A 25449-nucleotide genomic window follows, 5' to 3' on the forward strand; every position below is an offset into this window, starting at 1 on the left:
GCTCTTTCACCATATTTGGCAAAACTAAACCGGAAGGAGATAGATGCTGTGTTCTAATTTCATTTAGAATCAGCCGGTTATCTTTATTGAGAGAAAGCGCGCGGAGGTAATGCGACCGTCGTCGGGGTGAATTCGGCGCTCGGATCCCCGCGAGGCAATGCCGACAGGCCAGATCGGCAACAATTGGCGGATTTCTCCGCCGCCAGTTTTAAGATGGCGTCCAAGTCGGATAAACAACTCCTATGAAAGAATCAATTGGAGATTTGGCGTTTGAAACGGTATTTATGAAAGAATCCAGCGGTGAAAATGCGCCGGATTGTCTGGAGTCGGGGCTATCGGTTCTGCTCGTCGACGATCAGCCGTTCGTCGGCGAGGTGATCCGCCGCGCGTTGCGCAGCGAGCACGATATCGACCTGCATGTGTGCACGGACGCACATCGGGCGATGGCGGTCGCGCGCGACGTGAAGCCGACGGTCATCCTGCAGGATCTCGTGATGCCGGAAATCGACGGCCTCGACCTTGTTCGCGCGTGGCGCGCGGACACCGACACCGCACGCGTGCCGATCATCGTGCTGTCGGCGAAGGAGGAGCCGATCGTCAAGCGCGAGGCGTTCATCGCCGGCGCGAACGACTACCTCGTGAAGCTCCCGGACGCGATGGAGCTGACCGCGCGCATCCGCTATCACTCGAATTCGTACCTGATGTCGCGCCAGCGCGACGAAGCGCTGGATTTCCTGTCGCACGACATGCGTTCGCCGCAGACGTCGATCCTCGCGCTGCTCGAGGTCTACCGGACCGAGCACGGCGACATGCCGCCGATCATGGAGCGCATTGCCGGCCACGCACGGCGCGCGCTCGCGCTCGCCGACGGCTTCATCCACCTGACCCGCGCGCAGTCGGAACGCCGCGCGCACGAGGTCCTGAGTCTCAACGAAATCGTGCTCGACGCCGTCGACCAGCTGTGGGAGAAGGCGGCCGGATTCGGCAGCCGGGTATTTGCCCACGTGCCCGGCACCGAGTGCGTGACGATGGGCGACCGCATGATGCTCACGCGCGCGGTCGCGAACCTGATCGACAACGCGCTGAAGTATGGCCCGGCCGGCACGGACGTGCACTGCACGCTGAGCGACGACGACGGCGCGTGGCTGATCGGCGTCGAGGACGCCGGCTCCGGCATCGCGCCCGAGCAGCGCACGGCCGCGACCGAGTCGTTCGTGCGGCTCGAATCCGCGCATGGCGCGGCGCGCAGCGGCTTCGGCCTCGGGCTTGCGTTCGTCCGCGCGACGGCCGCGCGGCATCGCGGCCAGATCCTGATGCGCAATACGGCGCGCGGCTTCATGGTCGCGCTTCGGCTGCCGGCGCAAGCGGAGCGATGATTTCGCGGCGCGGCCGGCCGGTGCCGCGCCGCCCGCAGACCCCGATGCGCTCGTGGCGCGCCGTCCGGCGCGCGGGCGGGCGCGGTTTTTTTCAACGCTGATTTTAGAAAGCCCATAACGAACATGGCCACCGTGACGCCTCGCGCGACCAATGAAAGCCTGCACCCGACGATCGGCGCCGCCCGGCTGACGCTCGGCAACCGTATCTTGTTCAGCTTCGGCGTGTTGTTCGTGCTGATGCTGGTGACGGCCGGCGTGTCCTACGAGCGCCTGCGTGCGATCAACACCGAGGCCGTCAGCATCGAACGCGATTCGCTGCCGGGCGTGTATCTGGCGGCGTCGCTGCGTGGGGCGGTCAACGAATCGTTTGCGACGCTGCAGCAGGCGACGTTCGTCGACACCGATCCCGAACTCGTGCAGCGTGATTTCGCGAAGATCGGCGAGACGCTCAAGGAGATCGAGTCGTTGTCGGTCGACTATCAGAACACGACGTTCCGCGATGACGACCGCCAGCGCTTCGCGGCCTTTCGCGGCGCCTTCGACCGCTACTTGCCGTTGCTGAACGACGCGGTGCAGAAGAGCCGCGCGTCGCGCGAGGAGGCCGTCGCCGCTTATGCGAAGGTGCAGCCTGCGTGGGCCGAGGTCGTGCGCAACGCGAATATCCTGGTGCAGGAAAACCGCAAGTTCGCCGACCAGTCCGCGAAATTGATCCGCGAATCCGTGCAGGACACCGAGATCGTCCTCGCGACCGCGCTGGCGATCGTGCTGCTGTCCGCGCTGGGGCTGGGCTATGGGCTGTACCGTTCCGTCACCGTGCCGATGGCGCGGCTCGTCGAGGTGCACGACGTGATGCGCACCGGCAACCTGACGCGCCGCCTCGACCTGCGCCGCCGCGACGAATTCGGCACGCTCGAGACGGGCTTCAACCGGATGGCCGACGAGCTGACCGAGCTGGTCGCGCGCGCGCAGCAGTCGTCGCTGCAGGTGACGACGTCGGTCGCCGAAATCGCGGCGACGTCGCGCGAGCAGCAGGCGACCGCGAACGAGACCGCGGCGACCACGACCGAGATCGGCGCGACCTCGCGCGAGATCTTCGCGACGTCGCGCGACCTGCTGCGCACGATGAACGAGGTGGCCGGCGTGGCCGAGCAGTCGGCGACGCTCGCCGGCGTGAGCCAGAGCGGCCTCACGCGGATGGGCGAGACGATGCGCAGCGTGATGGACGCGGCCGGTTCGGTGAACGCGAAGCTCGCGATCCTCAACGAGAAGGCGCTGAACATCAACCAGGTCGTCGCGACGATCACCAAGGTGGCCGACCAGACCAACCTGCTGTCGCTGAACGCGGCGATCGAGGCCGAGAAGGCCGGCGAATACGGCCGCGGCTTCGCGGTCGTCGCGACCGAGATCCGCCGCCTCGCCGACCAGACGGCGGTGGCGACGTACGACATCGAGCAGACGGTGAAGGAGATCCAGTCGGCCGTGTCGGCGGGCGTGATGGGGATGGACAAGTTCTCGGAGGAAGTGCGCCGCGGGATGCTCGACGTGCAGCAGGTCGGCGGGCAGCTGTCGCAGATCATCGCCGAGGTGCAGACGCTCGCGCCGCGCTTCCAGATGGTCAACGAAGGGATGCAGACCCAGGCGAACGGTGCCGAGCAGATCACGCAGGCGCTGTCGCAACTATCGGAGGCCGCGCAGCAGACGGCCGAATCGCTGCGCCAGTCGTCGCAGGCGATCGACGACCTGACGCTCGTCGCGAACCAGTTGCGCACCAGTGTGTCGCGCTTCAAGGTCGACGCGTGACGCGCGCCGAGTCGCACGGCGGCGCGCACGCGCTGTTCCTGATGTTCGAGCTCGACGGCGAGCGCTATGCGCTCGACGCGGCCGACATCGACGAGGTGCTGCCGCTTGCGACCGCCAAGGCCGTGCCCGGCGCGCCCGAATGGATTGCCGGGCTACTGATGCGCGGCGGTCAGCCCGTGCCCGTGATCGACGTGCCGATGCTGGCGCTCGGGCGGCGCGCGCATGCGCTGCGGTCGACGCGGCTGGTGATGGCGCGCTATCGCGTCGGGCAGCCTGACCGCGATCGCGTGGTCGGCCTGATCGTCGAGCGCGCGACGCAGACGCTGCGGATCGACCGCACCGCGTTCCGCGCCAGCGGCGTGTCGACCGCGCGCACGCGCTGGCTCGGGCGCGTCGCGAACACGCCGGACGGGATCGTGCAGCAGGTCTCGGTGTCCGACCTGATCGACGACGTTGCGCGCCTGTATCTGTTCGACGGCCTGCCGGGCCACGGAGGGGAGTCCGCATGAAAGAACCCGATTCGCGATTTCGTGGCTGGCTGCTGCGCGAGACTGGCATCGACCCCGATTCGCTCGGCAACGATTTCCTGAGCCGCGCGCTGACGGAGCGCGTACAGGCGCTGCAGGGCGACGGCGAGCGGCTGCCGTCGGCGGCGCGGCCGCCCGTCACGCCGGAAGCGCTCGACGCCTACTGGCAGCAGCTCAACGCGTCGGCCGACGAGCGGCGCGCGCTGATCGAACTGTTCGTCGTGCCGGAGACGTGGTTCTTCCGCGATCGCGAGGCGTTCGCCACGCTCGCGCGGCTCGCGGCCGAGCGGCTTGCCGCGATGCCCGGGCGCGTGATCCGCGTGCTGAGCGCGCCGTGCTCGACCGGCGAGGAACCGTATTCGGCGGCGATGGCGCTGCTCGACGCCGGGCTCGATCCGGCCAGCTTCACGATCGACGCGATCGACCTGAGCGCGCGCGCGATCGAACAGGCGCGGCTCGGCTGCTACGGGCGCAATGCGTTTCGCGGCACGGCGACCGAGTTTCGCGGCCGCTACTTCACGCCGGTCGCCGACGGCTGGATGCTCGACGAGCGCGTGCGCGCGTGCGTGCAGTTTCGCCAGGAGAACCTGGTCGAACCGGGCCCTGACACGGGCATCCGCTACGACTTCGTGTTCTGCCGCAACGTGCTGATCTATTTCGACCGCGACGCACAGGATCGCGTGATCGATTCGCTCGAAAACTCGCTCGCCGACGACGGGATGCTGTTCGTCGGGCCCGCCGAAACGGGCGTCGCGATGCGGCACGGGATGCGCTCGGCGCGCGTGCCGCTGGCGTTCGCGTTTCATCGCGTGCGCGGCGGCGCCGTGGCGGACGGCCAGGCGGCACCGATGCCCGCGATCGCGCCGTACCGTCGCGCCGAGCGCTTCACGGTGGCGCCGCCCGCCGCGACGCGCCCGCTGCTGGCCGTCGTGCCGCCGACATGGAGCGATGCCGCGCCGTCGCGCGCCGCGTTCGCGCCGGCCGAGCGCCCGACGGCGCTCGAGCCGCGGGCCGACCTGCACGCTGACTCGCCGACCCGGGTGGCCAAGGTGGCCAACGTGGCCGACACGCCCGCGCCGGCGACACCGGTCGCCGACAGCGCCGCACCGACGCTCGAGGAAGCGCAGGCGCTGGCTAACGCGGGCGCGTTCGACGAGGCAGAGCGCGTGCTCGCGCAGTTCTCCGCGCACGCCGGGCCGCACGCCGACGCGTTCTACCTGAACGGGCTGATCGCGGATGCGCGCGGGCGCGTCGCGGAAGCGGGCGACTTCTACCGGAAGGCGCTGTATCTGCGGCCGACGCACCACGAAGCGCTGACGCATCTCGCGACCTTGCTCGACGTCGGCGGCGACGGCGCCGGCGCACGATGGCTGCTCGAGCGTGCGCGACGCTCGGCCGGATAACGGGAATACGGGTTGGGAGCCGATATCGGGATGACCGAGGAAAGAATGAACCGCGACGCCGTTGCCACTGACGACACGACGATCGGCGTCGACGATTGCTGGAACCGGATCGGCACGCACGGCGACCGCTCGTGCGAGCGGCTGGCCGACTGCCTGCGCTGCCTGAACTGTCCGGTCTACGCGTATCACGCGGCGAAGCTGCTCGAGCGCCCGCTCGGCGTCGCCGAGATGGCCGACGCCACGCAGCGGATCAGCGCGTTCGACGCGACCCGCGCGTATGGCGACGACGATACGCGCCAGGCGGCGCTGGCGTTTCGCGTCGCCGACGAATGGCTCGCGCTGCCGATCGGCGTGCTGCGCGAGATCGCCGGCACGCGTCCGATCCATTCGCTGCCGTATCGCCGTCATTCGGCCGTGCGCGGCGTGGTCAACATTCGCGGCACGCTGCGCATCGCGATCTCGATCGGCGCGCTGCTCGGCCTCGACGCGGGCAAGGGTGGCAACGGCGGCGCGGACGGCCGTTTCACGCGACTGCTGGTCGCCGCGCACCAGGGCGAGCCGGTCGTGTTTCCGGTCGACGAAGTCGAGGGCGTGTTGCGCTTCAGCGCATCCGAATGGGTGCCCGTGCCGGCGACGGTCGGGCGCGCGAGTGCCGGCCTGTCGCGCGGCGTGCTGTCGTGGCGCGGCAAGTCGGTGGGCCTGCTCGACGACGATCGGCTGTTCGACGCCGTGACACGGAGCATGCGATGAGCGGCGATGACGATCTGAGCCACCTGTCGCTGCTCGAGCTGTATCGCGAGGAGACGCGCACGCAGACCCAGGCGCTGTCCGAACGCCTGCTCGCGCTCGAATCGGGCGAGCCCGACTCCGTCGCGCTCGAGGCGTGCATGCGTGCCGCGCATTCGCTGAAGGGCGCCGCACGCATCGTTGGCGTGCCGCTCGGCGTCGACATCGCGGGGCGCATGGAAGAATGCTTCGTCGCCGCGCAGGCCGGCACGATCGCGCTGACGGCCACGCACGTCGACGTGCTGCTCGCCGGCGTCGACCTGCTGGTGCGCGTCGCCGATCCGCAGGCGCAGCCCGTGTCATCGACGGAGATCGAGGCGTTCGCGCTGGCGCTGACGGGCGCCGACGGCGCGCACGCGATGCCGGTCTCGGCCTCGGCCTTCGCGCCGCCGCCGGCGCCGCCGTCCGTCGTGCCGCTTCGCGAGCACGACGGCGCCGCGAGCGAATCCGTGGGGGCCGGCGCCGCAGTGCCGCCGCTCGCCGTGTCGGCGGCCGTGCCCGATCCGGTCCAGGCCGGCCGCGCGGCCGGCGCGGGCGCGATGCGCCGCGTGCGGGCCGATACGCTGAACCGGCTGCTGAGCCTGTCCGGCGAGTCGCTCGTCGAATCGCGCTGGCTCAAGCCGTTCGCGGAGTCGATGCTGCGCGTGAAGCGTGCGCAGCGCGATGCGGCCCGTTCGCTCGATCTCTTGTACGAACAGTTTGCCGACGATCTCGACGCGGGCGTGCTCGCGTCGGTGAACGAAGTGCGGCACATGCTCAACGATCTGCAGCGCTCGCTCGCCGAGCGCATGGACGAATTCGACCGCTTCGAGCGGCGCAGCACGCACATCGCCGAGCAGCTGTACGACGAGGCGCTGCAGTGCCGGATGCGGCCGTTCGGCGACGCGACGCGCGCGTATCCGCGCATCGTCCGCGATCTCGCGCGCTCGCTCGGCAAGCAGGTGCGCTTCTCGATCGTCGGCGAAGGCACGCAGGTCGACCGCGACATCCTCGACCTGCTCGACGCGCCGCTCGGCCACCTGCTGCGCAACGCGATCGATCACGGCGTCGACGCGCCCGACGCGCGGCGCGCCCGCGGCAAGCCGACCGAGGCGAGCGTCACGCTGGAGGCGCGCCACAGCGCCGGCTCGCTGCTCGTCAGCGTGATCGACGACGGGCCGGGCGTGGACATGGACGCATTGCGCGCGGCGGTCGTGCGCCAGCGCCTGACCGACGACGAGACGGCCGCGCGGCTGTCCGATCCCGAACTGCTCGAATTCCTGCTGCTGCCGGGCTTCTCGATGCGCGACGCGGTGACCGACGTGTCGGGGCGCGGCGTCGGCCTCGACGCCGTGCAGGAAATGGTGCGCGGCGTGCGCGGCGCGGTGCGCATCTTCAACGAGCCCGGCGCGGGCATGCGCTTCGTCTTGCAGCTGCCGCTCACGCTGTCGGTGATCCGCAGCCTGCTGGTCGAGGTCGGCGGCGAGCCGTACGCGTTCCCGCTCGCGCACGTGCGCCGCACGCTCGAACTGTCGCACGACGACATCGACGTGCTCGAAGGGCAGCCGCATTTTCCGTTCGACGGCCGGCGCGCGGGCCTCGTCGGCGCGCATCAGCTGCTCGATGCGGGCGAACCCAACGTCGCGCGCGCGAGCACGGCGGTCGTGGTCGTCGGCGGCGAGCCCGAACTCTACGGTGTCGCCGTCGACCGCTTTCTCGGCGAACGAATGCTCGTCGTGCAGCCGCTCGACAGCCGCCTGAACAAGATCCAGAACATCGCGGCCGGTGCATTGCTCGAGAACGGCGACCCGGTGCTGATCGTCGATGTCGAAGACCTGATCCGCTCCGTCGACAAGCTCGTGCGCGGCGGACAGCTCGCGAAGCTCAAGCGCGATCCGCAGCTCGCACTCGCCGACCGGCGCCGCCGCGTGCTCGTCGTCGACGATTCGCTGACGGTGCGCGAGCTCGAACGCAAGCTGCTGGAAAAGCGCGGCTACGACGTGACCGTGGCGGTCGACGGGATGGACGGCTGGAACGCGGTGCGCAGCGACGCGTTCGATCTGGTCGTCACCGACGTCGACATGCCGCGCATGGACGGGATCGAACTCGTCACGCTGATCAAGGGCGATCCGATGCTCAAGCGCGTGCCGGTGATGATCGTGTCGTACAAGGATCGCGACGAGGATCGCCGGCGCGGGCTCGACGCAGGCGCCGACTACTACCTCGCGAAGAGCAGTTTCCACGACGAGGCGCTGCTCGATGCGGTGCACGACCTGATCGGGGATGCACGCGGATGAACATCGGCATCGTCAACGATCTGCCGCTCGCGGTCGAGGCGCTGCGCCGCGTGATCGCGCTGCGCACCGATCATCGCGTGCTGTGGGTGGCGACCGACGGCGACGAGGCGGTGGATTTCTGCGTCGCGCATCCGCCCGACCTCGTGCTGATGGATCTCGTGATGCCGAAGCTCGACGGCGTGGCCGCGACGCGGCAGATCATGGCGCGCGCGCCGTGCGCGATCCTGGTCGTGACCGCGAGCGTCAGCGCTAACACGTCGTCGGTCTACGAGGCGATGGGCGCCGGCGCGCTCGACGCGGTCGACACGCCGACGCTCGCACTCGGCCTGCCGTCGGATGCGGGGCCGCAGCCGCTGCTCGCGAAGATCGACCAGATCGGCCGGCTGCTCGAAAGCCGGACCGTGACGCTCGTGCCGCCCGGGCCGGCGCTCACGCGCGGCCTGCCGACGCTGATCGCGATCGGCGCGTCGGCAGGCGGGCCGACCGCGCTCACCGCGCTGCTGCGCGCGCTGCCGGCGGATTTTCCGGCTGCGCTCGTGATCGTGCAGCACGTCGACCAGGCGTTCGCGGTCGGCATGGCGGAGTGGCTCGACGGCTGTACGCGGCTGCCCGTGCGCGTCGCGCGGGAGGGCAGCGTGCCGCAGGCGGGCGAGGTGCTGCTCGCGGCGACCAACGATCATTTGTACATGTCGCCGCGCGGCGTGCTCGGCTATACGCGGCATCCGGCCGAGACGCCGTACCGGCCGTCGATCGACGTGTTCTTCAACAGCGTCGCCGACGGCTGGCAGGGCGACGCGCTCGGCGTGCTGCTGACCGGAATGGGGCGCGACGGGGCGCTGGGGCTGAAGGCGATGCGCGCGAAGGGTTGCTACACGATCGCGCAGGACGAGGCGACGAGCGCCGTCTACGGGATGCCGAAGGCGGCCGCCGCGATCGGCGCCGCGTCGGCGATCCTGCCGCTCGAGCGGATCGCGCCGCAACTGATCTCGCGCGTGACGCGCATGCCGCTCGACTGACGGCGCGCGACCCCGGCGGGGCCGCGTTGCAGGCGCCGCGCGGCGTCGCGTACAATTGCCGCCTGCGGAGATGGCATGCCTCCCTGCGGTCGATCCCCGCGCGTCGCGCGCGGTTCGGCCCTCAACCGCCGGTTGCCCGGCTGATGATGCCTGCGTGTTCCTGGGTCGTCAGGAGGTCGCAGGCCGTCCATGCGGTATTCTGCCGCCCAGGTTTTGATGTCCTGTCGAATCTGGAAATCATGTTTTTCTCGACTTCTGCCGATTTTTTCGCGACCGTGCGCTACGTGTGCCGCTGGCTCGCGCTTTCCGCTCTGCTCGGCGCGCTGGCCGGCACGGCTTCCGCGTTGTTCCTGATCGCGCTCGACTGGGCGACCGGCACGCGTGTCGCGCATCCGTGGCTGTTGTGGGGACTGCCGGCCGCCGGTTTCGCGACCGGCTGGGTCTACCACCGGTTCGGCCAGTCGGTCGCGCGCGGCAACAACCTGCTGATCGACGAAATTCACGACCCGAAGGCGCTCGTGCCGAAGCGGATGGCGCCGCTCGTGCTCGTCGCGACCGTCGTCACGCACCTGTTCGGCGGGTCGGCCGGCCGCGAAGGCACGGCCGTGCAGATGGGCGGCGCGCTCGCCGATCGCGTCACGCACCTGTTCCGGCTCGATCGCGAGCATCGGCGCGTGCTGCTGATGGGCGGCATCGCGGCCGGCTTCTCGTCGGTGTTCGGCACGCCGCTCGCGGGCGCCGTGTTCGGGCTCGAGGTGCTCGCGATCGGCCGCGTACGATACGACGCGCTGCTGACCTGCGTAGCGTCGGCGATCGTCGCGGACGTCGTGTGCCGCGCGTGGGGCGTGCATCACACCGTGTATGCGATTCCGTTCGTGCCGGCCGTGTCGGCGACGGGGCTGGCCGCGACGGTCGTCGCGGGTGTCGCGTTCGGCGTCGTCGGCCGGCTGTTCGCGTTCGCGACGCATGCGCTGACCGCATGGTTCCGCCGCGTCGTGCGCTACGCGCCGCTGCAGCCGGTGCTCGGCGGCGCGCTGGTGGCGGTCGCCGCCACCGCGCTGAACGTACCGCAGTATCTCGGGCTCGGGATTCCGACGATCGAGGCCGCGTTTCACGGGCCGCTGCCGGCTTACGATTTCGCGGGCAAGTTCGCGTTTACCGTCGTCACGCTCGCGTCGGGATTCAAGGGCGGCGAAGTGACGCCGCTGTTCTACATCGGCGCGACGCTCGGCAACGCGCTCGGCCAGGTGCTCGCGCTGCCGGTGCCGGTGCTCGCGGGGCTCGGCTTCGTCGCGGTGTTCGCGGGCGCGGCCAACACGCCGATCGCGTCGACGATCATGGCGATCGAACTGTTCGGCGCGGATGTCGGCGTCTATGCGATCGTCGCCTGCGTGGTCGCCTATCTGTTTTCCGGGCACGCGGGAATTTATCGATCGCAGCGGGTGGCGGTGGGGAAGGGGGCGCAGGTGGAGGCGGAGTGACGGCGGCGCGCGGGGCGGCCGACCGCGGTGCGTCGACCGAAACCGACACCCGATGATCGCGCCGATCACCGGGAGCGGGGGGCGTCCGTTAGGCCTTCGGCAGTTTCGCGACGTTGCGCGCGAGCAGTTCCTCGATGTCGACGCCTTTCTCCGCGAGCAAGGCCGTCACGACGCCGGTCAGTTCCCCGAGCGTTTCCTTGACCGACTCGCGGATCGTATCCACGACGACCTGGGTGCTGCGCTCGATCTCGATGTTGACTTTGTCGTCGACGCCTTTGGCGTCGAAGGTGGTCGCGCGTCGCGTTTCGGGAATCAGCCAGACGTCGAACCAGCCTGCGTCGCGATCGACGTCCGACACGGTGAGGCTGCAGCCGTTGATCGCGATGTAGCCTTTCGCGAACACGTAACGTTTGAAATCGGCCGGCACGCCGATGCGGATCATCCGGTTGTGTTCGGACGACGCGATTTGCAGGATGGTCCCCATGAAGTCGACGTGACCGGACAGCGGATGCCCGCCGATTTCCGCGCCGTCCTTCGCGGCCCGTTCGACGTTGACGCGGGCGCCGGTCGTGAGGTCGGCCAGCGTGGTGATTCTCAGGCTCGGCAACATCACGTCGAAGTCGATCAGCAGCGGTGAGTGGATGGTCGTCACCGTCAGGCAGACGCCGTCGACCGAGACGCTCGCGCCGATCTCGATGTCGGTGGTGAACCGCTCGGGGAATTCGATGCTGAACGTTCTCAGTTCGCCGTGATCCTTGATGGCCTTGATGACGCCAACACCCTGAACAATGCCTGTAAACATGATCCGCCTTTCGTCGCAAATTGCCTGGCCGGTATGATAAGTGATCGCGGCGGGCGGCGTCGGGGCCGGGCGCGCGGCGGCAGTTGCCGCACGTCCGGCCCCGACCGGGTTGCCGTCAAGCCTCCGCCGGCTCCCCCCGCGGGCCGGCATCGCCGCTGACCGTGCGCCGCGGCGAATCGATCAGGCCCTTCGCCAGCTCCAGCGCCTGCCGCTCGAACAGCCGGCGATAAATCCCGCCGTCGATGCGGATCAGCGCGTCGTGGTTGCCTTCCTCGATCACCTTGCCGCGATCGAGCACGAGCAGTCGGTCGAGCGAACGCACCGTCGACAGCCGGTGCGCGACGACGAGCGTCGTGCGGCCGACCATCAGCCGCTCCATCGCCTGCTGGATCAGCACCTCGCTTTCGCTGTCGAGGCTCGACGTCGCTTCGTCGAGGATCAGGATCGGCGCATCCGCGAGGAACGCGCGCGCGATCGCGACGCGCTGGCGTTCGCCGCCCGACAGCTTGATCCCGCGCTCGCCGACCAGCGTGTCATAGCCGTCCGGCAGCGCGGCGATGAAGTCGTGCGCGCTGGCGAGACGCGCGGCGCGCTCGATGTCCGCACGGCTCGCGTCGGGACGCGCATACGCGATGTTCTCCGCCAGCGTGCGGTGGAACAGCACGGGTTCCTGCTGGACGATCGCGATCTGGTTGCGCAGCGAATCCTGCCGCACCTGCGCGATATCCTGGCCGTCGATCGTGACGCGGCCGCCCGACACGTCGTACAGACGCTGGATCAGCTTGATGAACGTCGTCTTGCCCGACCCGGAATGGCCGACGAGGCCGACACGCTCGCCGGGCGCGATGCGCATCGAGAAGTCGTCGTACAGCGGCACCGGATGGTTGCCGTAGCGGAACGTCACGTGCTCGAAGCGGATCTCGCCTTGCCCGATCCGGATCGCCGGCGCGCCGGGACGATCGTCGATGCCGAGCGGCTGGCGCTCGAGCGCGACGAGCTCTTCCATGTCGTTGACCGAACGCTGCAGGTTGCGGATGTGCATGCCGACGTCGCGCAGGTAGCCCTGCAGCATGAAGAACATCGTCAGCGAGAACGCGATGTCGCCGACGCTCGCTTCGTCGTTCGCCCACAGCCGCAGCGCGACGCCGATCATCGCCGCCTGCATCGCGACGAGCATCGCACCCTGCAGCCCGCCGTTGAGCGTGCCGCGTACCCACGTGCGGCGCGTGCGCTGGCGCCATTTGCCGATCACGCGCGCGAGCCGCGCTTCCTCGCGCGTTTCCGCGCCGAACGCCTTGACGACCGCATTGCAGCTCACCGCGTCGGCGAGTGCGCCGCCCATGCGCGTGTCCCACATGTTGCCGAGCCGCGCGGCCGGCGCGACGATGCCGAGCGACACGGCGACCGTCACCGAGATGTACAGCAGCGAACCCACGCCGACGACGAGCCCCATGACAGGCCAGTGCGTGCCGAGCAGCACCGTCGCCCCGACGAGCATCGTGACCGACGGCAGCAGCGCGATCAGCACGGTGTCGTTCAACAGGTCGAGCGCCCAGATTCCGCGTGTGATCTTGCGCACGGTCGATCCCGCGAAGCTGTTCGCGTGCCAGTCGGTCGAGAACCGCTGCACGCGATGGAACGACGCGGCGGCGATCTCGCTCATCATCTTCAGCGTGAGCGTGATGATGTTCAGGTAGACGCCCTGCCGCAACAGCGTCGCGCCGACGCCGAGCGCGGCCAGCGTGCCGAACGCGACGATGGCCGAATGCCACGCGGCAGCGCGGTCGGTCAGGCCGGTCGACAGCGCATCGACGAGGCGCCCGGCGAACAGCGGCGTGAGCACGTCGGCAAGCGCGCCGAGCAGCGCCAGGGTCGTGATCGTTGCGATGCGCACCGGCTGCTTGCGCCAGTAGCGGAACGTGAAGCCGAAGACGGCCTGGAATGCCTGGCCGCCCAGATGGGTGGTTTTTCTGGTCATGTATCGTTGCCCGGCGCATCGCGCGACGGGACTTTCCGGTTCGGAGAACGTCGAAAACGCAACAGCCCGGCCGCGCGGATGACGCGGGCGAAACGAAACGGACTGTCGGGAAAATGCGCGGGCCGGCGAGTTAGCGGAGCACTCGGGAGCCGGCGCGGACGACGGGCTGGATCAGCCGCGCCGTGGGACCACGTTCGGGAAGGCTGCTGGCATTCGGAACATCTGCACCTCCCTGAAGTGAACGGTTGAAAGGACGCCGAAAAGACGTGAAGGGATTTTATCAGCACTGCCGGAGTCGCCGCAACGTCTGACGAATGCGGCGTTGCAGCGTCGATACGGTTAGTATTCGGGGTTTCGGCCCTTTTTCGCGCGGGTTCCGCGGTGCGGTGCCGCACGGGTCGGCGGGCCGCATCGATTACACTTTGCCGTTGCGCGCCGGCCGCTGCGGCCGCGCGGATTCACTCCGATACATTCCTGAGGAAACGATGAGCGACGTTCAGCAAGGCATCCTGGCTCCGATCGACACGGCGGCCCGATACCTCACTTTCACGATTTCGAACAACGGCAACGTGGCAGCGGCGCTGACGGCGTTGCGCGAGCTCGTTGACGGGCGCGACACGGTCGCGGGCTTCGGACACGCGCTGGCCGCACACCTCGGGCGTCCGGTCCCGGGCCTCACCGAATATCCGGCGTTCGCGGTGAACGATCGCACGCTGCCGATCACGCCGGCCGACATCTGGGTCTGGCTGCGCGGCGACGATCGCGGCGAGCTCGTGCTGCGTGCGCGGGCGATCGAGCGGGCGCTTGCGCCGGCGTTCGCGCTGCAGGACGCGGTCGACGGATTCCGCTATTCGAACGATCGCGACCTGTCGGGTTACGAGGACGGCACCGAGAACCCGACCGGTGACGACGCGCTGGCCGCGGCGATCGTCACGGGGCAGGGCGCGGGTCTCGACGGTTCGAGCTTCGTCGCGGTTCAGCAATGGCTGCACGACTTCGACCAGATGGAGCGCATTGCGTCCGGCGACATGGATCACATCGTCGGCCGCCGCCGCTCGGACAACGAGGAGCTCGACGACGCGCCCGAGTTCGCGCACGTGAAGCGCACCGCGCAGGAGAGCTTCGAGCCGGAGGCGTTCATGCTGCGCCGGTCGTCGCCGTGGTCCGACGCGCGTCGCGCGGGCCTCTACTTCGTCGCGTTCGGCTGTTCGTTCCGCGCGTTCGACGTGCAGATGCGCCGGATGAGCGGCGCGGACGACGGCATCGTCGACGGCCTGTTCCGTTTCACGCGACCGCTGACGGGCGCGTATTTCTGGTGCCCGCCGGTGAAGGACGGCAAGCTGGACCTGTCCGCGCTCGGACTGTAAGCACCGAACGACATCCGAAAACGGGCGGGTCGCGCATCGTGCGCGGCCCGCCCGTTTTGCTTGTTGCGTAGCGATCGTGTGCGGCGCGCTGCGCCGCCCGTCAGTTCAGCGTCGTTTCGATGCGCGTGCCGCGCTTGATGAACAGCGTCACCGGCGTCTTCTCGCAGATTTCCGCGAGCCGCTGGCGCTGCGCATCGTCGAGCGGGCCGTCGAGCGTCACGACGCGGCGCACGTATTGCTGTCCTTCGCGATCGGCGTGCAGTTCGGTGCGCACGTCGATGCGCACGGCCGGCCACGTCTTGCGCTGCATGTACATGCGCAGCGTCGCGGCCGTGCATTGCGCGAGGCCGGCCAGCACGAACTCGAACGGCGCCGGCCCGAGGCCCTGTCCGCCTTCGCGCGGCGCTTCGTCGCCGGTCAGCGCGTGCGTGCCGGCCTGCAGCTGGACGACGTAGTCGGGCGCGTCGGCGGCGAGGGTGGCGGCAGCATGGATGAGCGGCATGGCAAGACTCCGGTAAGCGGGGAAAGAGGCGGCCGCGACGATGCGCGGCGAGCGAGCCGTCAGCATACCGTCTCGACGAAAATCGCGGGCGCTGCGTGCGTCGACGCGGCTCGCCAGAGTCAGCCGGCGACGCCGGCGCTCCGGCGCACGAGCGTGGCGACGCGTTCGCGTACCCACTGGTGCGCGCGGTCGGTCTCGCGCGACTCGTGCCAGTACGCGAGCAGCGGAAACGGCTTGAGCCGCAGCGGCAGCGGCTGCACGGCGATCGGCAGCAGCGCCGCCATGCGCAGCGCATACGTGCGCGGCAGCGTCAGCAGCAGGTCGCCCGCCGCGGCGATCTGGCAGGCGGCGAAGTAATGCTGGCAAACGAGCTGGATGTGGCGGAAGCGCCCGTCGTTGCCGAGCAGCACGTCGAGCGATTGCGGCTCGCCGAGCGGCGACACCGCGACATGCCGTGCGGCGAAATAGTCGCCGCGCCGCAGCGGACCGTCGGTCAACGGATGATCGTGCCGCATCGCGACGACGAGCGAATCGTCGAGCAGATGTTCGGTCGCGATGCGCGGGCCGGTCTGCACGCGTCGATCGACGACCAGATCGAGATTGCCCGACGCGAGTTCGCGTTCGATGTCGTGCACCGCGATGCGGCGGCTCACGAATCGCAGGCCCGGCGCTTCGTCGGCGAACGCGGCGACGATCTGCGGCAGCGCGATCGATTCGAGCACGTCGCGAATGCCGACCGCGATGCTCAGGTCGAGCGTCGCCGGGTCGAATGCCGACGGGTCGCGCGCGGCGCGTTGCAGGCCGGCGAGGTGAAGCTGCACGTCCGCGATGATCGTGCGCGTGCGTTCGGTCGGCACGACGCGGTTGCCCTGGCGAACGAACAGCGGGTCGTCGAAATGCGCGCGCAGCCGGTTGAGCGCATGCGTGACGGCCGGCTGCGTCAGGTGCAGCGCACGGGCGGCCGCGCCGATGCCGCCGTGCACGTAGACGGCGTCGAGCACGCGGAACAGGTTCAGGTCGAGACGATGATCGGCGGGCACGGACGAAGTCGGCGTGGTGGACGGTGGAGCGATTCTAATGGATGCGCGAACAACGGCATGCGGGTGCGTGCGTTAGAGAGACGATCGATGCCGTTCGATGCGTGTCGATGACGATCGACCCGATATGCGAGCGTGCGCATCCGATGCGCGATGCGGATCGTGCGCACGATGCGAGCCTGCCCGTCGGCAGGCGCATTTTCGCGCGGTCGCACCAGCGTTCGGCGACAGCCTGTAGAAATCCGCCATCATACTGTCCCGGTCAGCCATTTCATGCCAAAGACACGACCCGTTCGGCTAAGATGCCGTCGCTTCATATTTCGAGATAGCCGTCCCTGTCGCACGCGTTCAAACCAAATATAAGCCTGACAGTTCGACGGTATTACAAGAAGTCGAAACAGTCCGGGGGCTTGGCAGTGGAAGCAGCAGATCAGAGGTGGGTCGTAATCTATTTGAGTACGGGGTTTTCCTTGGCGCAGGCCGCGCGCCTTGGCGAGGCCTTCAATCTGGCGAATCGCCTGCACGCGTTCAGTGCGGATTACCAGCTGAAGTACGTATCGGAAAGCGGGGGATTGCTGCAGTCGTCGTCGGGCGTGCAGATCGCCGCCGATCCGCTCGGTGACGAGCACGGCCATCGTGCGCTCGCGTTCTTTCATCTTCATGGTGACCGCGCGTCGGTCAACTGGAACGATGCATTGCGGCGTCGGCTCAGCGACATCCGCCGGCATGCGCGATGGATCGTCGACGCGATGGACCTGTCGACGCTCGCCGCGTCGCAGCGGCAGACGGATGGAAGTCACGCGCGAACCGATCGCACGCGCCGGGCGGCGGCCACGATCGAACTGCAGGCCGGCGAGGCCGACGTGTTCTCGGCCGTGCTCGACATGTTCCGCGCCGATCTCGGCGACAGCGCCGCGCAGGAGATCGCCAGCAACCTGATGCGGCCGGTCGAGCAGCGCTATGCACAGTCGATGTGGGCGTTTCGCGAGCTGAGCGCGAGCCCGTCGATCAGGATGTCGGCGCAACGGCTGCGCGCGCAGAGCGCGAACCGCATTTCGATCGCGGAAGTCGCGCAGACGGCCGCGATGAGCGAGCGCAATTTCCTGCGGCGCTTCAAGAAGGAAATCGGCGTGACGCCGACCGAGTTCGTGCAGCACGTGCGGCTCGAGCGCGCGTGCCACATGCTGATCCACACGACGCTGCCGGCCGACAAGGTCGCGCGGCGCACGGGCTTCGGCAGCGGCGAGCGTCTGGCGAAGCTGTTTCGCCAGCGCCTGCGGGTGTCGCCGACCGAATTTCGCGTCGCCGAGCGCGAACGGATCCTGACGAACGGCGCCGGCGCGGCCGATCCGCAACTCGTGCCGCGGCCCGCGAAATCCGGCGGCGAGCGGGCGAGCCGGGGCGCGCGCGCCGATGCGCGGGAGAAAACGGGCCGGATAACCGTAAAATCACCGTGTCGCGATCACGATCCCCGGTTTCCATGCCCTTGCTCCCCACTACCGCCACAGCCCCCTTCTGCCCGTCGGAAGTAAAGGGCAGCATTACGATCGACGCCGGCGCGTCGCGCTGGATGAAGCTCAAGCGCTTCTTCGGCCCGGGCCTGCTGGTCGCGATCGGCTACATGGATCCCGGCAACTGGGCCACCGACATCCAGGCCGGCTCGCAGTTCGGCTATTCGCTGCTGTGGGTCGTCGCGTTCTCGAGCCTCGCCGCGATCTTCCTGCAGATGCTCGCCGCGCGGCTCGGCCTCGTCGCGGGCAAGGATCTCGCGCAGGCCAGCTACGACCGCTATGGCCGCTTCGGCCGCGTCGTGCAGTGGGTGACCGCCGAAGTGTCGATCATCGCGTGCGACATCGCCGAAGTGCTCGGCTGCGCGCTGGCGTTCAAGCTGCTGCTCGGCGTGCCGCTCGCGTGGGGGATCGTGCTCACCGCACTCGACACCGTGATCGTCCTCGGGCTGCAGGGCAAGGGCGTCCGGCAGATCGAGGCGATCGTGCTCGGGTTGATCGCGACGATGGCGTTCTGCTTCGTCGCGCAGGTCGCGATCACGCCGCCCGACTGGCATGCGGTCGCTTCGGGGCTCGTGCCGGGCGATCCGGGCCATGACCGCAAGGACGCGATCGTGCTCGCGCTCGGCATCGTCGGCGCGACGATCATGCCGCACAACCTGTATCTGCATTCGTCGGTCGTGCAGACGCGCCATGTCGTCGGCGGCGCGCGCGGCCTGATCCGCGACACGCTCGCGCTGGTGCGGATCGACACCTGCGTGTCGCTGTTCGTCGCGATGCTCGTCAATGCGGCGATCCTGGTCGTCGCGGGCGCGGCGTTCCATGCGACCGGCCAGCACGACGTGACGGACATCGAACAGGCGTACCGGCTGATCACGCCGATCGCGGGCGGCGCGGCCGCGCTGCTGTTCGGCATCGCGCTGCTCGCGTCGGGGCAAAGCTCGACGCTGACCGGCACGATCGCCGGCCAAGTGATCATGGACGGCTTCCTGCACACGAAGATTCCGTGCTACCAGCGCCGGCTGATCACGCGCGGGCTCGCGCTGGCGCCTGCGCTGATCGGCGTGCTGTGGCTCGGCGAGAACTCGGTCGGGCGACTGCTCGTCTGGAGCCAGGTGCTGCTGAGCCTGCAACTGCCGTTCGCGATGTGGCCGCTGATCCGGTCGGTCAGCGATCGCGACGTGATGGGCGAGCATGCGATCGGCCGCAGGATGCAGGTCGCCGCATGGACGCTGTTCGCCGTCATCACCGGCACGAACCTGCTGCTGATTACGGGTGTCGCGGGCTGATACAGCCTGTCACAGGCTGAAACAGGCGCGTGGCGCGCGTGCGTTAAACTGCGCGTTTTCCAGCCGTTCGACGTCCGTTATGTGGAGTGAAATCAGCAACATCGGCGACGCCGCGCTGACCCTGCCGGTCGCGCTGACCTGCGCGGTCTGGCTCGCGCTGTCCGACTGGCGGCTCGCGGTGCGCTGGATCGTGCTGCTCGCGGCCGGCATGAGCCTGGTCGGGGCGACCAAGATTCTCTATGCGGGCTGCGGTGTCGAGATCCCGCAGTTCGACTTCCGCGTGATCAGCGGCCATACGATGCTGTCGACGTCCGTGTGGACCGTCGCGCTGTCGATGCTGTGGCAGGCCTTCCGTGCGGGCAAGGTGCCGGGCGTGGCGGCGGGCCTCGCCGTCGGCGCGGTGACGGCCGTCGCGCGCGTGTTCGACCATTCGCACACGATTCCCGAAGTCATTGTCGGCTGGCTGCTCGGCGCGCTGGTCGCGCTGGTGTTCCTGCGGACCTACGAACGGGCGCACAAGCGCTCGTTCTCACCGCGCATCGCGGCCGTCTGCCTGCTGCTCGTGTCCGGCATCGCGTACGGGAATCGCGCGCCGTTCCAGCAGATGATCGATACGCATTCCCCGCAGTTCTGCGCATTTATGCGCACGTCCGGCAACGGGTTCTGAAGGGCGTTTTTCCCGGGGCGTCGGTGTCCCGGTGTCAGGTGAGGTGGTCGCCCGCGGCGGCGGCCCCGCCGAGTCACATCCAATTCTTTCCTCTTCATTGTCAAAATCCGGCGTTCCGCGTTCATTGAATCGGTATTCGCGGTGATCCGGCGCGCGGGACACGCTCGTCCCGTCGCTCGGAGAGGCGAAGGTCATGAGCCGGGTCTATGACCGGGCATTACGAATATTCATTTCATCGATCGGCGGCAATCGCGTACGCTGGCGTTCGTTCGATCGTGGCCGGCAGCGGCGGCCCGCCCGATTTGTCCGACGCGGTGCGGCCGGCTCGCTATACTCGCGCAAACCGCGCGGCGGTCGGCCCGCGCACGGCAACCGCCGTCGCGGCACCGGTCCGCCACGACGATTCACGATAGGAGCAGGTCTCATGACAGTCGTTTCCCCGCGCCTCGCAGGCAAGTGCGCGTACATCACGGGCGCCGCCGGCGGCCTCGGCCGCGCGATCGCGCGCCGGATGGTCGAGCAGGGCGCGCGCGTGTTCCTGACCGACGTCGCCGACGCGGCGGTGCTCGACGCGTTCGCGCAGGAACTCAATGCGGGACACGCGGCGCCGGTCGCGTTTGCGGCCACGCAGGACGTGCGCGACGAGGCGCGCTGGCAGGCGCTGCTCGCGCAGGCGAACGAAGCGATGGGCGGGTTGTCGGTGCTCGTCAACAATGCCGGCGTCGGGTCGATCGGCGCGCCCGCGCAGATCGAGCTCGACGAATGGCGGCGCGTGATGGCGATCAACGTCGAGAGCATCGTGCTCGGCTGCAAGCACGCGCTGCCATACCTGAGCGCGAGCCATCCGGCGTCGATCATCAACATCTCGTCGGTGGCCGCGTTCAAGGTCGAACCGGATTTCACCGCGTACAACGCGTCGAAGGCCGCGGTCGCGTCGCTGACGAAGTCGGTCGCGATCGACTGCGCGCGCCGCGAGCTCGACGTGCGCTGCAACTCGATTCACCCGGCGTTCATTCGCACGGGGATCGTCGAGCCGCTGTTCCAGTCGCTCGGCGAACGCGATGCGACGCGCAAGCTCGCACGCGGCATTCCGCTGCGCCGGCTCGGCGATCCGGACGACGTCGCGCATGCGGCCGTCTATCTCGCATCCGACGAAAGCCGCTTCGTGACGGCCGCCGAACTCGTGATCGACGGCGGCATGTGCGCGGTCTGACGCGCATCGACGACAACAACCGGAGGAGAACATCGTGTCGACACCCGTGAACCGCCAGCTGCTGCTGAAGACGCGCCCGGAAGGGCGGGTCGGCCGTGAACATTTTTCGCTCGTCGAAACGCCGGTGCCGGCGCTCGCCGACGGCGAAGTGCTCGTGCGCGTGCTGTATCTGTCGATGGATCCGACCAACCGCGTGTGGATGAGCGACGTTCCGCAATACCTGCCGCCGGTCGCGATCGGCGAAGTGATGCGCGCGCTCGGCATCGGGCGCGTGGTCGCGTCGCGCCATGCGGGTTGCGCGCAGGGCGATCTCGTGCAGGGGCTGGTCGGCTGGCAGGACTATGCGGTCGTACCGGCCGAGCAGGCCGCGCAGCTCGTGAAGCTGCCCGCGCAGTCGGGTCTGCCGCTGCCGACGCTGCTCGGCGCGTGCGGGATGAGCGGCCTGACCGCCTATTACGGGCTGACCGACATCGCGCCGGTGCAGCCCGGCGAGACGCTCGTCGTGTCGGCGGCGGCCGGGTCGGTCGGCTCGATCGCCGGCCAGATCGGCAAGATTCACGGCGCGCGCGTCGTGGGGATCGCGGGCGGCGCGGACAAGTGCCGCTACCTGACCGAGACGCTCGGCTTCGACGCGGCCGTCGACTACAAGGCCGACGATTTCCGAGAGCAACTGAAGGCAGCGACACCGGACGGCGTGCACGTGAACTTCGAGAACGTCGGCGGCGAGGTGATGCGCGCGGTGCTGTCGCGGATGGTGATCGGCGGGCGTGTCGCGCTGTGCGGCGTGATCTCGAACTACAACAGCGGCCGCGCGGCGGACGACGTCGGCGTGCTGATCTCGAAGCGGCTCACGATGCGCGGCTTCCTGATCCTCGATTACCGCAAGAGCCGCGAAGCGGTGCAGACGCTCGCCGGATGGCTGCGCGACGGCCGACTCAAGGCCGAGGAAACCGTCGCCGACGGGCTCGAGAACGCTCCCGACGTGCTGAATCGACTGTTCGACGGCGACCATCGCGGCAAGCTCGTGCTGCGCGTCGACCCGGATGCTTGAGCCGCGGCACGCGCGCGCGTTGAGTCTGCATCGTCCGGCATCAATTTAAGACTCGTCCCATATATTGTTCCGGCCGCTCTCCTTAAAGTAATTGCCAGCAAACGGCGGCGTGACATGCGCGTCACGCCGCCGTTTTTCATTTGCACGGCAAAACGGGAGGCGAAACATGCAAACGAAGACGGGGCAGGCGGCACCGGCGGCGGTGCGTGATCGAACGAAGCGGCGCATTGGCACAAAGTTGCGGATCGTCGCAACCGGGTTCGGCATCGCGTTCGCGATGTCGGGCGCGGGTGCGGCCGAGCAGGCTCACGCGAATGGGATCGTGCAATTCACCGGCGCGCTCGTCGATCTGTACGACGTGCGATTCGACGCGCCGTCGATCGGCGCGTCAAGCAGCGTGACCGCGGCGGCACTCCGGTTCGACGCGCATGGCCGGCGCCTGCCCGGCGCGCATGTGACGCTCGTGGAACTGGATGGCCAGCCGCTTTCGCGGCCCGCGGAAGCGCAGGTTCGCGCGACATGGCGCGATGCGCGCGACGATCGGATCGTGCCGCTGGAAGCGGGCCGTGCGCATCGTGTCGGCCCGTATGGCGGCGAGCTGACGGTCGCCGGGCCGGACATGGAAACGGGCGCCGTGGCGCCCGTCGTGATCAGGATTCGACATCCGTGACGCGTTGCGTCATTCCCCTTGTTCGGCGCGCGCGTAGATGTCCCAGCTCGCCATGAACAGCGCGGCGACGAGCGGTCCGATCACGAAGCCGTTGATGCCGAACAGCGCCATCCCGCCGAGCGTCGAGATCAGCACGACCCAGTCGGGCATCTTCGTGTCCTTGCCGACGAGGATCGGTCGCAGCAGGTTGTCGACGAGGCCGATCACGCCGACGCAGAACGCGACGAGGATCACGCATTTCCAGATCGCGCCGATCGCGAGGAAGTAGAGCGCGGCGGGCACCCACACGAGGCTCGCGCCGATCGCCGGCAGCAGCGACAGGAACGCCATCAGCGCGCCCCACAGCACGACGCCCTCGATCCCGAGGATCCAGAAGATCAGGCCGCCGAGCGCGCCCTGCACGAGTGCGACCGCGATGTTGCCCTTCACGGTTGCGCGTACCACCGTCGTGAACTTCGCGAGCAGCAGGTTCTTGTGCTCTTCGTCGAGCGGCATCGCGCGGCGCACGCGGCGGCCGATCTCGCCGCCGTCGCGCAGCAGGAAGAACACCATGTACAGCATCACGCCGAAGCTGACGACGAACTGGAACGTGTTCTGTCCGATGCTGAGCGCCTGGGTTGCCGCGAACTGGCTGATCTGCGCGGCGCCGTCGGTCAGCTTCTTCTGGATGCCGGGGATGTTGGTCAGCCCGTATTTCTGCAGCAGGTTCTGGATCGACGTCGGCAGCGCGTGAATGATGTCATGGAAGTACTGCGAATAATTCGGTTGCGCGTTCTTGAGTTCCTGGTACACGTACGCGATTTCCTGCACGAGCGTCGCCGCGACGAATACGAGCGGCAGGATCACGATCAGGATGATCAGCGACATCGTCACGAGCGCGGCCAGGTTGCGCCGCTTGCCGAAGCGCGCGGCGAGCCAGCGCTGCACCGGCTGGAACAGGATCGCGAGAATGGTGCCCCAGAAGACGGCGCCGGAGAACGGCGCGAGAATCCAGCACAGTCCGACGGTGACCGCGAACAGCAGGAAATAGAAGAATTTTTGGTGATCGTGTCCGCTATCCATGGATGGTTCGCGCAGATTGATGCCTGGTTTGATTGAATTTCGTTGCCTCGGGCGCGATCGGCTCGCGAACGTCACGGGTTCGCGGCGAAGCGCGCGCAGGGCGGCCCGACGGGCAGTATGCCCGCAAAGGTGCCGCCATCATAGCCGCTGCGCGCGGCGCACGCGAAAACGCCGCGACCGGAGTCGCGGCGTTGCCGGAAAGCAAATCGGCCCTGGGGCCGTGCCGGCTCGTCAGATGTGGAGGCGGGTGACCTTGGTGCCGTTGACCGACAGGTCGCCCATCAGGCCCGCGTTGGTTAGGACCAGCACCTCGACCGGAGCGGTGGCCGTGTTGGAATCGACCGCACCGTTCGCGCCGACCTTCACGACCGCGACGGAGGCGTCGGCGCCGGCCGACCAGCCTTCGGACTTGCGGAACGAGTCGAGCGCATCCTGCGTCATGAACAGGAACACGATCGCCTTCGATTGCGCGCCGGCCTGCAGGCCGACCGACAGCGACGACGTGTTGTAGTAGCCGACGGTGCTGCCGCCGACACGCAGCGCGCCGTTGCCGGATTGACCGCCGACGATGAAGCCGGCCTGCAGCACGTTCGGGAACACGAGCACGCCGCGCGATTTCGCGACGAGTTCACGCGAGCCTGGCACCGTCGAATAGAGGCGCGATAGCGTCGCATTCACGCTCGCGTCGATCGATTCGCGTTTCGACGCGCTGGCCGATGCGTTGTCGGGTTTGTCGGGCGTGGTGGTGCAACCGGCAAGGGCGAGACTGCCGAGCATGACGGCGGCGGCGGCCTTCAGGGCGAGAGACTTCTGCATGGCGTTTCTCCTTCGTTGTCGGGTTGAGAACGGATGGGGCGGGCGGCGGTGCGGGCAGCCCCGTTCAACGACGGGCAAGCAGCAGGCCCGCGACGAACGCGAGACCCGCGACGACGCCCGCGGTCTGCCATGGGTTGTCGTGCACGGCTTGCGACACGCGCTCGGCCGAATCGCGCAGCCGGGCGGCCGCGCTGCCCGACGCGTAGTCGAGCGTGCTGCGCGCTTCGTCGAGCCGCGACTGCACGCGCTTGCGCAGCGCGGCGATATCGCCGTCGCCGTCGTTCTTCAGCAGGTCTTCCAGTTCATCGACCAGCCCGCGCAGATCGTCGGACACGTCCGCATGCAGGTCGCGGGCGGCCGAGCGTGCCGAGCGTCCCACGCGCCGGCCGGTGCGACGGATATCGGACAGGCCGCGGTCCAGCTTGTGTTCGATCGAGTCGGTGAGCGCCATGATGTTTATCCTCCTTGGATTTGGTTTGCAGCCCGGATTTGCAGGCCCATTTGAAGATAAGACGAATCCCAGCAACCAATGTGATTCACATCAGCCAATTGAGTTTCGAGACAAATTTTCAATTCGTCTGCAAGTTTCCCGGGAAGCCCCGCGCGACGGGGCGCGGCGGCGGTTGAAAAAATTTCGCGCTTCGGGCGAAACGACCTAGCGAGCCGTTGCGCGACGTGAAAGTCCGGTAAATATGGCGTCGCCCGATGCGTCAGGTAAATAGTGCCATTGCACGTGCCGTACCGATGCAATTGCACTAATCGTCCATTTCTTCGTGGAGCAGGGTTTGTGCCCGCGATGGCCTCAGGCGGCGGCGCCGTCCA

Annotated in this window: 23 protein-coding genes and 1 riboswitch; of the genes, 16 read left to right on the forward strand and 7 right to left on the reverse strand. The window is 68.4% G+C overall.

What is annotated here, in order from left to right; genetic code table 11:
* Positions 1–242: 242 nt before the first annotated feature.
* From WS87_RS19880 to WS87_RS19920, 8 genes are all read left to right on the forward strand, one after another.
* The gene (locus WS87_RS19880) at positions 243–1376 is read left to right on the forward strand and encodes a hybrid sensor histidine kinase/response regulator (protein WP_059818721.1); all 1134 of its coding nucleotides are present in this window, start codon (positions 243–245) and stop codon (positions 1374–1376) included.
* A gap of 123 nt (positions 1377–1499) precedes the next feature.
* Positions 1500–3176 (forward strand): methyl-accepting chemotaxis protein, encoded by a 1677-nt coding sequence (locus WS87_RS19890; RefSeq protein ID WP_059689503.1) that lies wholly within the window; start codon positions 1500–1502, stop codon positions 3174–3176.
* Positions 3173–3685 (forward strand): chemotaxis protein CheW, encoded by a 513-nt coding sequence (locus tag WS87_RS19895; protein ID WP_059531672.1) that lies wholly within the window; start codon positions 3173–3175, stop codon positions 3683–3685. The genes WS87_RS19890 and WS87_RS19895 overlap by 4 nt, the downstream gene beginning before the upstream one ends.
* Entirely contained in the window at positions 3682–5106 is a 1425-nt protein-coding gene (locus WS87_RS19900) for a CheR family methyltransferase (RefSeq protein ID WP_059818722.1), read from the forward strand. Before WS87_RS19895 ends, WS87_RS19900 begins: the two co-directional genes overlap by 4 nt.
* Before the next feature lie 45 nt (positions 5107–5151).
* Positions 5152–5856, forward strand: a complete 705-nt coding sequence (locus tag WS87_RS19905; protein WP_059818723.1) for a chemotaxis protein CheW — start codon at positions 5152–5154, stop codon at positions 5854–5856.
* Positions 5853–8168 (forward strand): hybrid sensor histidine kinase/response regulator, encoded by a 2316-nt coding sequence (locus WS87_RS19910; RefSeq protein WP_059818724.1) that lies wholly within the window; start codon positions 5853–5855, stop codon positions 8166–8168. The genes WS87_RS19905 and WS87_RS19910 overlap by 4 nt, the downstream gene beginning before the upstream one ends.
* Positions 8165–9184 (forward strand): chemotaxis response regulator protein-glutamate methylesterase, encoded by a 1020-nt coding sequence (locus WS87_RS19915; protein WP_059818725.1) that lies wholly within the window; start codon positions 8165–8167, stop codon positions 9182–9184. Before WS87_RS19910 ends, WS87_RS19915 begins: the two co-directional genes overlap by 4 nt.
* Before the next feature lie 57 nt (positions 9185–9241).
* Positions 9242–9344: riboswitch (Fluoride riboswitch) on the forward strand.
* Positions 9345–9423: 79 nt separating this feature from the next.
* Entirely contained in the window at positions 9424–10665 is a 1242-nt protein-coding gene (locus WS87_RS19920) for a voltage-gated chloride channel family protein (RefSeq protein ID WP_059818726.1), read from the forward strand.
* Between the two features lie 88 nt (positions 10666–10753).
* Here the strand turns inward: WS87_RS19920 and WS87_RS19925 are convergent, their stop codons facing one another.
* Together WS87_RS19925 and WS87_RS19930 are read right to left on the reverse strand one after the other, a co-directional pair.
* Positions 10754–11467: a riboflavin synthase gene (locus WS87_RS19925; protein ID WP_059818727.1), complete on the reverse strand. Its 714-nt coding sequence runs from the start codon at positions 11465–11467 to the stop codon at positions 10754–10756.
* A gap of 115 nt (positions 11468–11582) precedes the next feature.
* Positions 11583–13445, reverse strand: coding sequence for an ABC transporter ATP-binding protein (locus WS87_RS19930; RefSeq protein WP_059818728.1), 1863 nt, complete (start codon positions 13443–13445; stop codon positions 11583–11585).
* 485 nt (positions 13446–13930) lie between these two features.
* Here WS87_RS19930 and WS87_RS19940 point away from each other — a divergent pair, with 485 nt between their 5' ends.
* Positions 13931–14812, forward strand: a complete 882-nt coding sequence (locus WS87_RS19940; RefSeq protein WP_059531647.1) for a Dyp-type peroxidase — start codon at positions 13931–13933, stop codon at positions 14810–14812.
* A 100-nt stretch (positions 14813–14912) separates the two neighbouring features.
* Here WS87_RS19940 and WS87_RS19945 read toward each other — a convergent pair whose 3' ends face one another.
* Both WS87_RS19945 and WS87_RS19950 read right to left on the reverse strand, forming a co-directional pair.
* Positions 14913–15314, reverse strand: a complete 402-nt coding sequence (locus WS87_RS19945) for an OsmC family protein (protein WP_059466564.1) — start codon at positions 15312–15314, stop codon at positions 14913–14915.
* A 119-nt stretch (positions 15315–15433) separates the two neighbouring features.
* Positions 15434–16354: a LysR family transcriptional regulator gene (locus WS87_RS19950; protein WP_059818729.1), complete on the reverse strand. Its 921-nt coding sequence runs from the start codon at positions 16352–16354 to the stop codon at positions 15434–15436.
* A gap of 467 nt (positions 16355–16821) precedes the next feature.
* Between WS87_RS19950 and WS87_RS19955 the strand changes: the two genes are divergently transcribed.
* The 6 genes from WS87_RS19955 to WS87_RS19985 all read left to right on the forward strand — a co-directional run bounded on the left by WS87_RS19955 (position 16822) and on the right by WS87_RS19985 (position 22749).
* The gene (locus WS87_RS19955; protein WP_059818730.1) at positions 16822–17883 is read left to right on the forward strand and encodes a helix-turn-helix domain-containing protein; all 1062 of its coding nucleotides are present in this window, start codon (positions 16822–16824) and stop codon (positions 17881–17883) included.
* Positions 17832–19148 (forward strand): Nramp family divalent metal transporter, encoded by a 1317-nt coding sequence (locus WS87_RS19960; RefSeq protein WP_059818731.1) that lies wholly within the window; start codon positions 17832–17834, stop codon positions 19146–19148. Before WS87_RS19955 ends, WS87_RS19960 begins: the two co-directional genes overlap by 52 nt.
* Positions 19149–19227: 79 nt before the next feature.
* On the forward strand, positions 19228–19815 hold the full coding sequence (locus WS87_RS19965) for a phosphatase PAP2 family protein (protein WP_059818732.1): 588 nt from the start codon (positions 19228–19230) through the stop codon (positions 19813–19815).
* Positions 19816–20239: 424 nt separating this feature from the next.
* Positions 20240–21028: an SDR family oxidoreductase gene (locus WS87_RS19975; protein ID WP_059818734.1), complete on the forward strand. Its 789-nt coding sequence runs from the start codon at positions 20240–20242 to the stop codon at positions 21026–21028.
* Positions 21029–21062: 34 nt separating this feature from the next.
* Positions 21063–22079 (forward strand): NADP-dependent oxidoreductase, encoded by a 1017-nt coding sequence (locus WS87_RS19980; RefSeq protein WP_059818735.1) that lies wholly within the window; start codon positions 21063–21065, stop codon positions 22077–22079.
* A 166-nt stretch (positions 22080–22245) separates the two neighbouring features.
* Positions 22246–22749 carry a thioesterase gene (locus WS87_RS19985; protein WP_082750640.1) on the forward strand — a complete coding sequence of 168 codons (504 nt, stop codon included), beginning with the start codon at positions 22246–22248 and terminating at the stop codon, positions 22747–22749.
* Between the two features lie 9 nt (positions 22750–22758).
* On the opposite strand, the gene WS87_RS19990 is transcribed toward WS87_RS19985, so the two are convergent.
* The 3 genes from WS87_RS19990 to WS87_RS20000 all read right to left on the reverse strand — a co-directional run bounded on the left by WS87_RS19990 (position 22759) and on the right by WS87_RS20000 (position 25078).
* Positions 22759–23811 (reverse strand): AI-2E family transporter, encoded by a 1053-nt coding sequence (locus WS87_RS19990; RefSeq protein ID WP_059531628.1) that lies wholly within the window; start codon positions 23809–23811, stop codon positions 22759–22761.
* A gap of 231 nt (positions 23812–24042) precedes the next feature.
* Positions 24043–24627 (reverse strand): BPSL1445 family SYLF domain-containing lipoprotein, encoded by a 585-nt coding sequence (locus WS87_RS19995; RefSeq protein ID WP_059531625.1) that lies wholly within the window; start codon positions 24625–24627, stop codon positions 24043–24045.
* Positions 24628–24691: 64 nt separating this feature from the next.
* The gene (locus WS87_RS20000) at positions 24692–25078 is read right to left on the reverse strand and encodes a DUF883 family protein (RefSeq protein ID WP_059531622.1); all 387 of its coding nucleotides are present in this window, start codon (positions 25076–25078) and stop codon (positions 24692–24694) included.
* Between WS87_RS20000 and WS87_RS33685 the strand changes: the two genes are divergently transcribed.
* The gene (locus WS87_RS33685; RefSeq protein WP_159085694.1) at positions 25077–25286 is read left to right on the forward strand and encodes a hypothetical protein; all 210 of its coding nucleotides are present in this window, start codon (positions 25077–25079) and stop codon (positions 25284–25286) included. The two genes, WS87_RS20000 and WS87_RS33685, sit on opposite strands and share 2 nt — an antisense overlap.
* Positions 25287–25449 lie beyond the last annotated feature (163 nt).

The sequence above is a fragment of the Burkholderia sp. MSMB0856 genome (genome assembly GCF_001524645.2).
Lineage (GTDB): Bacteria > Pseudomonadota > Gammaproteobacteria > Burkholderiales > Burkholderiaceae > Burkholderia > Burkholderia diffusa.